This is a genomic window from Paenibacillus sp. JT31N7, from assembly GCF_059692095.1.
The window spans coordinates 123,039-136,619 of record NZ_JCAUAT010000004.1 but is presented as its reverse complement, the minus strand read 5'-3'; the positions used below and the strand labels follow the sequence as shown (position 1 = coordinate 136,619).

The window sequence follows — 13,581 nt, the reverse complement described above, 5'->3', positions numbered from 1 at the left end:
TGTTCCTCAAAGATGATTTATTTATTATACCAACTTTCTTGCCGGGGTCTATAGGATTTAAGGCTTACCATATATGGGCGGTCCGTTGTCAGAGCTCTATCCGACCATGATGTTCTTGTTATCCGGGTGAACGTCTGCTGGCTCGTACTCATTCATACGCAGCAAGATATATTCAATTTCCTCTAAGGGCATTTGTAATTCTTGGCTGACTTCATAAAGTCCCCTGTCCTGTGCAAGAAGCTCCCGGGCTTTATTTATTTTTCCATGGAGCCAGTTGTTCTCCAGCATCCAACTTTTCACCTGAGCCAATAGGCGATTCTGAGTATCCTTATCCGCGTGCTTCTTATATTTAGTGACAGACTCCGACAAATAATTGTACAAATAAATACCTAGCGCTTCACGCTGCTCGTTTTTAGACATTCGCAGATACTGCTCATAAATTAGGCTGATGTCTAGTCCCAGTAAGTTATCTCCGCTATCAAAACGTCTGAATGTTCTTCGCTCGTAGCTTTCAGGCAAAACACGAAATACAACAACGACCGCATACGGAAAAGTCCACGTTTTGGCTGCTTCCTCCAAAGGTAACAGTTCATCTCTCAATTGACCCACACACGTTCCATGTGTGTCTAAATAAAAGGATAGCTCCATTCCTAGCTCCTTTGCTGCCGTTTTTTTGCCCGTCTAAAGAGGTTGCTCTTTGCAAATTTCATTTGTTTTCCGGATACGGTTCGCATCCTTTCGACACGAGCCACTGCTTTATAGCGGCGAATGCTTGTATTTCCTCCCCTTCATACATGACGGCCACCTCTTGCTTGTTGGCATAATTAAATCTCACATAACCGCCCAGTGTCCGATAGAAGAGGTAACAAGAATAGTCGGTTTCAATGCACAGATCCGGCGAAAAAGCCGATCGGCACATTCCGGCCAGATCCGGCAGCGTAAGCTGATCCCGTCCCGGCGGCAGCCGTAAAAAGAGATGGCTACGGGTCCCCGTCCACGGTTCGTAATAAACGGCTCCCTCCCGGCCGCACCCGTACACCCGACGATAGATTTCGTCCAGCACCGAAGCGTACGTCCCTTCATCTTCCTGCTCCCGCGCCTGGAGGGGAATAGCCGTCACTTGTTCCGCGTGACGAGGCAGCCAGAGCAGTTGAGCCGTCTGGGGATGCACCGCCAGAAAATCGCCGTCCACCGTCGTGCCTATTGTGACACACTCACCGATCTGCGGCTCGGTAATCGGGCTGTCCGCGTCATGCTCCCATAACCCATACTCGGCAAAAGGCTTAAGCACCTCCGGATCCGGCAGCTGGACATTCATCCATCCGCTATAGGTCCCTTCGCCGAACGACCGTAAAAACCGGAGATAGCCGGGTGGAAAAAAAGCGGCCTCTTCTTTCGCAAGCGTTTGGTTGATGCCGTCAGACAGCGGCGGCTTTGGCCGAGATACTAGATACATGCCTCTTTCCTCCTGTGTCACGAACTTTCAATCTTCATTGTAAACAACATCGATTCATAAAATCCTGACTCCATTATACTATATATTGGAATCGATTCTATCATCCACCTTACGTATTGCGTCTTTTGAATGGCCCGCCTATTGATCCGCCTTCTCTTCCTCCTGCCGCAAATGCACAAAAAACCTCTAATCCCAAGACGGATTAAAGGTTTTCTTATACGTAGATCAGCTATACACCAGTTCTTTTTCGACCAGACCAAGCGTCTGCGCGGTTGACGTAAGAATTTCTTGGAAAAGCTCCGGATTGTTCAAGAGCGACAGGCCATAAGAAGGAATCATTTCTTTGATTTTCGGTTCCCACTCTTTTATATGCTGCGGGAAGCATCTTGCCAGGATCTCCAGCATGACATGAACGGCAGTGGAAGCCCCCGGAGAAGCGCCGAGCAGAGCAGCGATCGACCCGTCAGCGGCCGTAATAACCTCCGTACCGAATTGAAGGGTTCCTTTGCCGCCGGCTTCCGTATCCTTGATCACCTGCACACGCTGGCCCGCTACGACGATATCCCAGTCTTCGCCTTTGGCGTTCGGGATAAACTCACGCAATTCTTCCACGCGCTTTTCATTCGATAATAGTACCTGCTGGATCAGGTATTTGGTCAAGGACATCTCTTTAACGCCGGCCGCTAACATCGTCAAGACATTATCCGGTTTCACCGACGTGATTAAGTCAAACATGGAACCCGTTTTTAGGAACTTGGGCGAGAAGCCGGCAAAAGGCCCGAACAACAGCGACTTTTTGTTGTCAATATAGCGCGTGTCCAAGTGCGGAACCGACATAGGCGGAGCTCCGACCTTTGCTTTGCCGTATACTTTGGCATGGTGCTGTTCGATAACTTCCGGATTGTTACATACCATAAAGAGCCCGCTTACCGGGAATCCGCCAATATGTTTTCCTTCGGGAATGCCGGACTTTTGCAGTAAATGCAGGCTTCCGCCGCCGCCGCCGATAAAGACGAATTTAGCCGTATGGCGCTCGACGCTGCCGTTATCGAGGTTGCGCACCTTCAATTCCCACGATCCGTCGGCGGCACGTTTAATATTGTCCACGCTATGTTTGTACTGGATTTCCACGTTCTGGGTCTGTAAGTAGTCGAAAAGTATGCGCGTTAAAGCGCCAAAGTTGACATCCGTCCCGGAGTCGATTTTCGTAGCCGCGATCGGTTCACTTGAAGTACGGCCTTCCATGATAAGCGGAATCCATTCGTTCAGTTTCTCCGGATCATCGGAAAATTCCATTCCCTGGAACAAGGGGTTGTTCGACATCGCTTCAAAACGTTTTTTCAGGAATGCAACATTCTCCTGCCCCTGCACCATGCTCATATGCGGAATCGGCATAATAAAATCCTGCGGATTACGGATCAACTGGCTGTTTACAAGATAAGACCAGAACTGTCTGGAAAGCTGAAACTGTTCATTAATTTGAATCGCTTTGCTTATATCTACGGAACCGTCCGGTTTTTCGGAAGTATAATTAAGCTCGCACAGGGCAGAATGGCCTGTACCCGCATTATTCCATTCGTTAGAGCTTTCTTCTCCTGCTTTTGCGAGTTTCTCGAACACTTTAATTTCCCATTCCGGCACTAGCTCTTTCAGTAACGATCCCAAAGTCGCGCTCATGACCCCGGCACCGATTAAGATAACGTCTGTTTTCATGATAACCTTCCTTATCCTCTATATTTATAAAAAAAGAGCAGGCACGCCTGCTTCGTATAGTAAAAAAGCAAGGCACCACCTAAGAACAAAACGATTCTGTCTCCACTACAACCCTATCTACTCTATTATAATTATTTTTACACTAAAATATCTACCATTAAGTCCTTCCAAAAGCCCTAAAAACAAAAAAAACCAAGTCCTTAACTCAGTTTATGCTGAATTAAGGAGTTTGGTTTGTATTTTTTTGTGGAATCTTCTAGTTTCCGCTGTAGTTTGGGATAGGGTTCTGCCTAGCGGTACGCTGCTTGAATACAATTCATATACACCTAAAGCGGAATGAGGTTCTTCATGAACTATATAAAATTTTTAAAAACATAGACTTATTTTCTATATTAATTTAATCTTATCATATAATGTAGGATGAATTTTCCATTTTCGAATGAGGGAAGGCAGCGTCGTTGAAGTGAAATATATGACCATAGACAACGAGCAAAAATCGAGGTAGTAGGCTCCTATATGCGTTAGAAGAGGATTTGCAAGTGCGCCGCGCTTGGGCCTTGCCACTGACAACGTCATGCGCCTAAAGCTGAGAAGACTAACAGAAACACACAAAGAAAGGTGAGAAGCACAATGGGATCTTGGGGCACAAAATCACTGGAAAGTGACGAAGGACTGGATGTTCTTGAAGCGTTAACGAAATATACAACGGAGCGTAAATCGGTCAAGTTAAAAGAGCTGATCGCTCATTTCAGGGAGATCGGATTTCTTTCGGAGGATCCGGAAGAGGAGGATTTCCTTTACGATAATACGGCCATCGCTCTGGCTGAAATCGTATGCGCCTATATCGAAAACGGAAAGACGAAATATGAGCAGTTGAACGATCTAGACGAGATTGTCTGGGAGGCAGAGGATCTCCGCGAGTTGAAGCAATTGGTTCAGCAGGTGCTGGATAATAAAGGCGGGGATCGCGAGCTGCATGAGCTGAGAGATGGAGATTCCGACTGGATTCAACATATGGAAAATGTGATTCGTATTTTGTCGGAGCGGCTATAAACGCTGGAAAATAGAATCCGGAGCTTTCATTACCCGCAGCAAAAGAAATGGATTATACGAAGAAAGGGTGGTAATCGGGTTTTTCCTGCGCTGGCTCTCTTTCAATCGATCCATTTATCTCACCGCCAAATATAGATTCGGGATACAAGATAAAGTATGGCATATTTTAAATTAGAACCCCTTGCTAAGGCAGGGGGTTCCATTCATGATTAAAGAACTTTGGCCTATGCCTTTTCTTGAACATTGTTGGGCTCATGACGTACCTATACTTGATCTTCTTATCTAGAAGCCTCTCACACTTTACTTTTTCTTCCATAAACAAAGTACAATGTAGCAGCGGACATGATCATCAATATGACGGAATATACCAAAGTTAACGCTTTGGTGTCAGCCAGGGCTTGTGCATCCGTACTGTTCTTGATGACGATACCGAGAGGCTGGTACAAAGGATGATAGAGAAATACGGTAAGATCGTAATCCGCCAAAATACCGTTGAAATTCAAAGCAAGAATGGCCAGCGTGGACGGGAGTATGATGGGTAACAAAACTTTTGTGAAGGTATAAAAAGACTTGGCACCCAAATTTTTCGCCGCATCCTCAAGATTACGGTCTAGACTGAAGAAGGACGCTTTCACCATTCGGAGAGTGAATGGGATGTGTACGATGACATAGGCAAGAAACAGCATCCAGACGGATCCAACCAGTATGTAATTCCCGATAATCAGTCTTGGCGTGTTAAAAGTTACGATGAGCCCGATTGCGATTAATGTCGACGGCAGCATCCACGGGATCAGAAGCGCATACTCCAGGGCCGTTGTCCACTTGTTCTTGTACTTATGCAAAATTCGCGATGCCGCCAAGGCCAGAGCCACAACGGTTACCGATGCTGCAGCGGCATACACAATGCTGACAAGGTAAGGTTTGAACGCGGACATGTTGGAGAACACATTCATATAATTGCTCAAGGAGAAGCTTTGAAAGCTCAATGTCGCCGTTGATATGCTGTGTGCATCCGTAAAGGAAAAGACGATAATAAGAACGACCGGAATGATATAAAGGAGAAACAGGAAGTACGCCAGAATATGCGCGGCAATATTGCCGAGCTTATTGTTGATCTTTTGCTTAACCAGCTCCGATTTGACTTTGGAAACCGACATGAAGTTGCCTTTTCGTTCAAATCTGATCATAAGGGTCAGCAGAATTAAAGTAGCCAGACCTAGAATGAGGGCCAGCAGCGCAGCTAAATCTTTGGAGGACGTACTGTTCGAGAAGGTTAGGATCATCGGTGTGATCGTTTGAAACTCTACTCCGCCTAAAATCAGAGGAGCGGACGTTGCCGCGAGGCCCGTCAGAAAGATCAAGATGGTCAGCGCAAACATCGTAGGCTTCAAGACCGGAAGAACGACTCTCCACAGAATATAAAAGGTCGATGCCCCCATATTTTTTGCCGCTTCTACGGTTTGAAAATCAATTTTACGGACAGCATTGCTTAGAAATAGGACGTGGTTGGAAGTGCAGGCAAACGTCATTACGAATAGAACGGCCCAGTAGCCGTGAAACCATGTCGTATCAAAAGAAGGAAACAGATTGACCAGCAGCTTGGTCATGAAGCCGGTTTCGCCGTATACGAATTTATACCCCGACACCAATACGACACCGCTATAGATAAGAGTTGTAAAATAGCCCAATCTTAAAATTTTCGCACCCTTAATATCAAAATACTCCGAGATCAGAACCAAAGTAACGCCAACAATATTTACCGTAAACACAAGGGATACGGCCAGGATAAAGCTGTTATACAAGCTTCTCATCGCACGTTCGGACGACAAAAGCTTCTCCGCCGCTTCGAATGAAAATTTGCCGCCCTTAAAAAAGATTTCGTAATAGGTATTCAGGTTAGGGTAAATCAGAAAGGCTATGACAAACCAGGCTATCAGAGCGTAAAAAACGAATGCGGTCGGATTGATGGATGCCAGCCTTTTTTTAATTTTCTCTGCGTTCAACACACTTCCTCCTTCCCTTAGTACTGCAGAATATCGCTGATACGGATATAAATATCCATATCGTCGCCGACTTTATTAGGAGCAAACCCGCTTTCTTTCTCGATGGTCTTGATGAGTCCCCCTCCGGCAACCTCTATTAAATATTTGCTGTACAGCCCATAAAACTCCTGATCTATAATTTTGCCTTTGATTTGTACGGCATCTGTACCGGGCAGGGGCAGCAAGCTCACTTTTTCGTTGCGGATATAGGCTATTTTGTTAGGATCTATGCAATCCTTCAACCGGCTATTTTGGATAATCAAAGGGTCGATCCTATTGATATCGCCTATAAAATTACACACAAATTCCGTTTTGGACTGATTGTATACTTCTTGAGGAGTGCCGACTTGTTCGACGATTCCATTATTGAAGACAGCGATGCGATCAGACAAGGTCAGCGCTTCTTCTTGGTCGTGAGTGACATAGATCGTGGTGATCCCAAACTTCTTCTGAAGATTTTTTAACTCATTTCGCAATTGCACCCTTAGCTTGGCGTCCAGATTGGATAAAGGCTCATCCAGCGCCAGAATACTCGGCTTTAGGACCAGCGCTCTGGCAATAGCTACGCGCTGCTGCTGACCGCCGGACAATTCCGACACTTTCTTAAAAAGCTGGTCCTCCTTCAGATCCACCTTCTGCGCAATGTCCCTCACTTCCCGGTCTATATCGGCCTTCGAAGCCTTCTTGACACGCATGCCAAAAGCGAGATTTTCATAAACATTCATAGTCGGAAACAGGGCGTAGCTCTGGAACACCATGCTGATCCCTCTTTTTTCAATAGGCACATGGGTAATATCTCTGCCGTCCAGCATAATGTGTCCGCTCGTAGGTTTAATAAATCCGACCAGGCTGCGCAGAATCGTTGTTTTTCCACACCCCGACGGACCGAGAAAGGTAAAAAACTCCCCTTCTTTTATTTGCAGATTGAGGTTCTTGATGGCGTGGAAATGACCAAATTTAATTTGAATTTCATTAAATGTTATCATAGGTACCCCTATCCTTATTTTCTTAAAGAATAACTGCATATTGGCCCCCCAATATGCAGTCTGTTGTTCATCTCGCTTTGCTTATTTCATGATCTGTAATTCAATTTTCTCTACCCATTTTCCAATGTTGCCGGCAATAAAGCCCCAGTCCATAGGCTGTGCTTTTAAATTGGCATATAAGGCCTTCACGGACTCATTAGCCTTGGCGGCAGCTTGGGTATTCGCAGGCATGGAATTAAATTTAGAGGCAAATTCCCCTTGGACTTCAGCAGTCCCAATCCACTCGACGAACCGTTCTGCCGTCGCTTTCTTCTTCGTACCGTTAATGATAGCCGCATGTTCCACAATCATAGGCACGCCGATTTGCGGACTTACGATGCCTGCTTTCACTTTATACTGCTCTTCCTTCTTGCTTAGTGTGCCGGAAACCACCGCTCCAAGCGGCGTTTTGCCGCTTGCCAGATTAGCATAGAAGTCTTCCCCTTCTACCGCCCTTACCCCGTTGTCAAACAATTGCTTAACTTCATTCCAGCCTTCTTTGGAAATACCGAGTTCACCGTTCGGATCCTGGTATCGGGTCAGAATTCCCGCGACTACGAGCTGCGGCGTAATTTGTCCCAGCAGGGTTGGGGCTTCATATTTGCCTTTAAACGCTTCATTTTTATAGAGCTCCGTCCAATCCTTTGGTGCAGTCTCGGCTGTGAATTTATTCGGATTGTAGCTGAGCAGAATAGCCTGCTTCACTAGTCCGTGATAAAAGCCGTCCGGGTCGTTTAAGCCCGGCTCTACATCTCCGGCCCATTTCGGAACGTACTTGGACAGGACGTTTTCTTTCTTCAAATTTTCATAAAGCATGTTGTTCAAGCCGAACACAACGTCTGCGATCGGATTGTTCTTCTCGGCAACCAACCGGTTCGTTAAGTTGGCACCGCCTGCTCCGACAAGCTCAATCTCAAAACCGGCGCTTTTCGCTTTGTCGACCAGCCATTCGCCGCGGCCATCCGAATTCGCATTTGTATAAACAATCAGCTTATCGTTCTTAGCCGGTGCAGACGAAGACGACGTATTGGTCGATGGGGCAGTCCCGTCCGCATTCCCGTTGTTATTGCTGCCACCGCAAGCAGTTACCGCCAGACATAGGATCGTTAGCAAAGATGCACTTACCATTTTTTTAAACATTCTTTTCACACTCCCTGTTCGTGTAGGTGGATTTTTTATAACCGTGGAACTGGCAAACCGCGTCTGTATCGTTAGATGTGGAGGATCATTCCGTCATGGGCCACCACGATCCCCGCAGGTTTGAAGATGTCTTCAAATTCATCGTGAAGCAGTTTGGAATTATGGCTGAAGTGCGTGACGATGATGCGCCCTTCTTCTTTCAAAATCTGTTCATTCCGGAACTCACGCTGAGCCTCGAGTACCGTCTCGATACACATATGATTGCGATCACGAGATTTCCCGGTGTATCCGTGCGTGCAGTCGAGTATGGCAGCGTCCAGATTTCTTCCCTTTAACCACGCCCACGTAGCTTCCGGAAACCAGCCCGAGTCATGTCCGTACAGCAGGCTTTTGCCGTCCTTTTCGATCACGTACAACAAGCAGGTTTCCATCCTGTCATGGTCCGCCAGCAGGGGTGTAACCCTTGCATCACCTACCGTTATCGTCTCAAACGGGCGAAGGAGATGAAAGGCAAAGCGCTCCCCCTCAAATCGGCCGATGGCAGCACGCGTATGATGCATCACGGCGTCGTTTCCGTAAATATGCAGCGGACACGAAAGTTCATGAGCGATTCCCGCTCTTCGGCATTCCAAATCATAAGCGTTATAATGATCCGAGTGCGTATGGGTGACAAGCAGGTGCTCGATTGCGCCCAAATCAATGTTATCGCGAAGGGCCTGCATATAAGAATCGGGGCCATAGTCGAATTTGATTACATCGTCAAGGATGGCCGAGCTTCGTGTACGGATGTTTTTTCCCCCGAGCTCCCGTGCTTTGAGGCAGTACTCACAGCGGCAAAATGCATTCGGAAAGCCCTCTGCAGCCGCGGTTCCCAGAAAATGAATTTTCATATAAACTCCTTCTGTCAATCCTAAAGAACGGATTTCCTCTCTACGATCGTCGTTTGAATTTTGATGGTGATCTGTTTCTCAAGAGAATGTTTGACCCTCTTCATAAGAAGATTACATGCCGATTGGGCAAGCTGCTCGGTATCCTGTCTGACCGTTGTAAGAGGAATTGGAGTTAACGCCGATAATTGGATATCGGAAAACCCGACGATAGAAAGCTTGTCAGGGACAGGAATCCCCATACGCAAAGCTGTATATAAGGTCGAGATGGCCACATGATCATCCCCGCACATAACGGCTGTCATCTGCGGATTTTCATGAATAAACTGTTCTTGTTCCGGGTCGCCCTCGTTAATATGGCTTGGTTTGCAAGGCACGCTTTTAAAATGAATAGATTGGTTTTTGACAGGAATCGCATGATCCAGAAGCGCCTGGATATAACCTTGGTACCGCTCTTCGCGGCTGGTGATATTATCTATCGGGTTCGAAGTGTATCCGATTTCCCTGTGTCCCTTCTCGATCAGATATTTGGTCATCTGGTAAGAGCCCAGATAATGATCGTGATACACGCAATCAATCTGAACCTCATGAAAGATCCGGTCAATAATAACAATCGGAAATTTCTTTAATTTCAATCTCAGCACTTGGTCACTGCACGTCTTGCGCCCCTGGGGAAATAAAATGATGCCGCTTATTCCCCCATCGACAAGCCTCTGCAGGCAGCGATCCTCATCCTCTTTATTCTGGCTGATTTTCAGAATAAGATCGCAATCGTGCTTTCGTGCTTCGATCTCGGCTGCTGCAATAATTCTTGAGGTGTAGTCGGATAGATGGGGCACGATGAGAGCTATCTGATTACTTTGCTTTTTTTCTATTGGAAGCGCTTTCTTTTCCGCAGTGAGCAGTCCGCTTTCAGGCACTCCATCCTGTTTTCCGGAAAGGAAGGTCCCTCTTCTCGGCAATCGATACACCAACCCCTTCTCAGCCAGTTGTTCCAGCGCCAGCTTACTCGTCATCCGGCTTACGCCGAACAGCTTCGCGAGCTCTCCTTCTGAAGGGACGGGATCATGCGGCTGAAGCCTGCGGCTCTGGATAATCTCTATGACCTTATCGGCAATTTGCAGATACAGCAGATTCGGTTTCTTTGTCGCCTGTACATTTTTCATCTAAGGTTTTCCCTGGCCAATGACTTCTCTCTGTCAGCATATTTATCCATAGGTGTGTGACATTCCCCTTCCTGAGTTATTGGGCAACGCTTTACTTGCCTCGCTGGTTCCTGGTCGCCTGCTTTTAAAAGTCACCTCTTGTAGGAGTATTAGGGTTCTCAGGCTGCCTAAGAATCGCCCCGTGACAGGTGATCTAAAATGAGCTTACTTAATGTCACTGACATATTCAATGACATACGTATTAAAAATATGTAAATAGAGCATTTTTCTTTAGAATTTCATGATAGATCGACGATTTCTATATCAGTGGAACCAATATTTTCATAATCTAACACTTTGCAAAATTGACTCTTAGGCATACAGAAGGGCCGTCCCCATCCGTCATCTCAGATGACCGGAGGACAGCCCTTTCTTGTTATAGGCAACTGGTTTCCCCAGTTAGCTATAGCCTAATCGTGTGCCGAGCCTTTTTTCAAATACATCTACTTGATTAGGGTGTATCAAAATGGCTGATCAACGCCAATGCCTCTTCATGATCAGGCTCCAGTTCTAACAATTTCTTTACGTAACTCAGTGCCTCTTCAACTAATTCTAGCTCGAAACAACAAATAGCCAGACAATAAAAGACGGTGGATACGACTTCATCTTGCTCTTCCTGTACCGAAATTTCCAAATACCGTTTGGAGTGCTCGTACATGTCCATCTCAAATAGGATCAATCCGGCATCGAGCGCCAGATCGTAACGCTGCTCCATGACGTAGTACGAGGATGACATCAACTCTATGCCTCTCAACAAATCCAGTTTTTCTTCATCGTTTGCATCCGGCAACAGACTGGAGATCTGCTTCGTGCTCTGAATGAAAAATTCCGCATCATATCCGCCCAAACGCCAAAAACTTAAGATTTGCTCCAGCCTCATGCTGTCCAGATTGCGGTCTACCCATCCCTTCATACTAAAAAACTCATCCGGACCAAATCGTTCGATGCATCGACGATAAGCTAATCTCATATTTGCATAGTCCATTGGTTTGTCCAAATGGAGGATAGAGCCGACATTTATATTTTTATAATGGTGGGGAGGGAATAACGCCTCGGCTCCTCTTTGTTCAAAAACATATGCGAACGCATGGTAGTTGGCCGTTAAAGAAAAACTTCCATGTAAGATCAACTCCGGCGGTTCCGCGAATTCCCAATTATCCAGCAGATGATCTCCTTTGTCTGCCGTTATCAATAAGAAGCCTGCCTGGGATAATGAATTCAAACGCTGTAAACAAGTTAATCCGGCGGCTGGAAATAAAATATGGGAGTCTTCCAGTTGTTCCTGATAAAAGGAGATGACATCGCGGTAAGGATAGGTGTCTTGTTCATACTCGGGCGCCCGCCGATGCTCATAGTGTAAAGTGATTTGATCTAACCATTCCGCTGGTTTAAGTGACTCATTATGTTCGGGATATTCGACATCAACATCCGCTTCGTAGATTTGCCCCTCACTCACATAAATCAGCTCTTGCGGAATGCCATCGAAAAAGTAGTTGGCCACAATGATTAACGGTTGTTTTAAATCCCCTTCACCAATGGTTGTACCTGATACAACGAGGTTCAGTACCGTATCATGCACAGCATCGAATTGCGCGAAATCCAGTAATCCCTCGGTAATAAAAGATTGCAGGGCGGGATGTTCCTTCCAAGCCATAACATTGTTCATCGCCAAATCCGTCATGATATAGCGGAACCCGGGCAGTGGTATTCCCGCGTAGTCTCTCATCTGACACAACTCATGCAGCACATGGTAAGCGAAACGTCCCGCTCCGGCTCCAAGCTCCACAATTAACACCGGCTCCGAACCATACCCCTTATTCGCCCGGTCTTGAAGAAATCCAAAGATCATCTCCGCATAGGCTGCAGCGATCATCGGATTACTCGTTATATATTGAGGAACCTGGTCATTGTTCCAGGCCTTCGTTCCTGCTTCTTCATAATATTTTCTCTGGATATCCCATATAGGCGCTTCACTGAAGCGGTAACGCTGTTTCTTAGTATCTGTCATTTCATCGATCCTGCTCTCTGGAAGTCATTGAATTACCTCTACCTATAACTTACAACAATACGTCCTTTTTTTATACACCCTATATCAAAACCCTATCTATTGCCCGCGTGTTCTCCCGGCTTCTCCTCCACCGCTGTTATTTAGGGAAGCGCTCACTGTGTCGTCTGTAACGATATTTTTTCGCCTTCCAGTATTTATGTTACTATTAACTGAACTTATAAAAAAGAGCTGAAATTCACAGAGTGCTTACGAAGCCAAACTTCACCGGTTAACAGGAGGTCGACATTTTGAGCAAAAAGCAATTCATCGCAAGATGGGACGACGATCAGCTCGCTGAAGCGAATCGGGCTTTGTCCGCTGTTACAGGCAAATCAAACCTGCACAAAAAAGAACGATCTTTCCCTTCCTCCCCCTTCGGACAGACAGCTGCCGGGTTAGAGGATTTTCGGGGAGTCGAACTCACAGAGACGATTCAGTACCTGACTGTACAAGGAGTCGATCTGTCTTATGCCCGTTTCGTGGAGGCTGCAAGTCTGAACACCTCGAAATTTACGAATTGCTGCTTTAACGGGATAAAACTGGATAGCCGATATGTGACACGCGAATTCAGCCACTGCTCGTTTCGAGGGGCAAAGCTTAATCATGCCAGGATCAGCGAACGATTTGAGGATTGCGATTTTACGGGAAGTAATTTAAGCAAAGCCATAGCAAACGACGTATCGTTCATACGATGCCGTTTTTCCGATGTTAATTTTCGCGGCGCCATGTTTATGTATTGCCGGTTTGAGGAATGCATCTTTGAAGGCGCTGTTTTTCATAACAGCTCGTTAGCCGGAAGCCGTTTTACGGGAGAGACCGGCCTGCTTCCGGTTTGGGGAAATACAATACTGGATGGCGTTAAAGTCAACGGGGAGAGTCTGTCTTAACCAACGGAGTCGGAGGATTTGGACAAAGCCCTCACCTGAACTCGCAACTCTTCATCCGTTCAAAGTTTACCTTTAACTCTTGTGTAGGATCACCCTTAACAAGGAACAGGATTTTTATTGTCGAAT

At 46.3% G+C, this 13,581-nt stretch carries 11 protein-coding genes; 2 read left to right on the top strand and 9 right to left on the bottom strand.

Going from position 1 to position 13,581, the window contains the following annotated elements:
• Positions 1–96 precede the first annotated feature (96 nt).
• The 3 genes from AC58P5_RS19275 to AC58P5_RS19265 form a co-directional block, all read right to left on the bottom strand.
• Positions 97–648 carry an Imm44 family immunity protein gene (locus tag AC58P5_RS19275; protein WP_497389346.1) on the bottom strand — a complete coding sequence of 184 codons (552 nt, stop codon included), beginning with the start codon at positions 646–648 and terminating at the stop codon, positions 97–99.
• 58 nt (positions 649–706) lie between these two features.
• Positions 707–1,456, bottom strand: a complete 750-nt coding sequence (locus AC58P5_RS19270; RefSeq protein ID WP_497389344.1) for a hypothetical protein — start codon at positions 1,454–1,456, stop codon at positions 707–709.
• 225 nt (positions 1,457–1,681) lie between these two features.
• Entirely contained in the window at positions 1,682–3,169 is a 1,488-nt protein-coding gene (locus tag AC58P5_RS19265; protein WP_497389342.1) for a malate:quinone oxidoreductase, read from the bottom strand.
• Between the two features lie 630 nt (positions 3,170–3,799).
• Between AC58P5_RS19265 and AC58P5_RS19260 the strand changes: the two genes are divergently transcribed.
• Positions 3,800–4,222 (top strand): DUF4259 domain-containing protein, encoded by a 423-nt coding sequence (locus tag AC58P5_RS19260; RefSeq protein WP_497389340.1) that lies wholly within the window; start codon positions 3,800–3,802, stop codon positions 4,220–4,222.
• Positions 4,223–4,515: 293 nt separating this feature from the next.
• Here AC58P5_RS19260 and AC58P5_RS19255 read toward each other — a convergent pair whose 3' ends face one another.
• The 6 genes from AC58P5_RS19255 to AC58P5_RS19230 all read right to left on the bottom strand — a co-directional run bounded on the left by AC58P5_RS19255 (position 4,516) and on the right by AC58P5_RS19230 (position 12,529).
• Complete coding sequence (locus AC58P5_RS19255) at positions 4,516–6,225, bottom strand: ABC transporter permease (protein WP_497389338.1); 1,710 nt, start codon at positions 6,223–6,225, stop codon at positions 4,516–4,518.
• Positions 6,226–6,242: 17 nt separating this feature from the next.
• Positions 6,243–7,250 (bottom strand): ABC transporter ATP-binding protein, encoded by a 1,008-nt coding sequence (locus tag AC58P5_RS19250; protein WP_497389792.1) that lies wholly within the window; start codon positions 7,248–7,250, stop codon positions 6,243–6,245.
• A gap of 81 nt (positions 7,251–7,331) precedes the next feature.
• Positions 7,332–8,429 (bottom strand): extracellular solute-binding protein, encoded by a 1,098-nt coding sequence (locus AC58P5_RS19245; RefSeq protein ID WP_497389336.1) that lies wholly within the window; start codon positions 8,427–8,429, stop codon positions 7,332–7,334.
• A gap of 71 nt (positions 8,430–8,500) precedes the next feature.
• On the bottom strand, positions 8,501–9,319 hold the full coding sequence (locus tag AC58P5_RS19240; RefSeq protein WP_497389334.1) for an MBL fold metallo-hydrolase: 819 nt from the start codon (positions 9,317–9,319) through the stop codon (positions 8,501–8,503).
• Between the two features lie 20 nt (positions 9,320–9,339).
• On the bottom strand, positions 9,340–10,482 hold the full coding sequence (locus AC58P5_RS19235; protein WP_497389332.1) for a GntR family transcriptional regulator: 1,143 nt from the start codon (positions 10,480–10,482) through the stop codon (positions 9,340–9,342).
• A gap of 490 nt (positions 10,483–10,972) precedes the next feature.
• Positions 10,973–12,529, bottom strand: a complete 1,557-nt coding sequence (locus AC58P5_RS19230; RefSeq protein WP_497389330.1) for a tetratricopeptide repeat protein — start codon at positions 12,527–12,529, stop codon at positions 10,973–10,975.
• A gap of 287 nt (positions 12,530–12,816) precedes the next feature.
• On the opposite strand from AC58P5_RS19230, the gene AC58P5_RS19225 reads away from it, so the two are divergent.
• Positions 12,817–13,455, top strand: coding sequence for a pentapeptide repeat-containing protein (locus tag AC58P5_RS19225; protein ID WP_497389329.1), 639 nt, complete (start codon positions 12,817–12,819; stop codon positions 13,453–13,455).
• Positions 13,456–13,581: the final 126 nt, after the last annotated feature.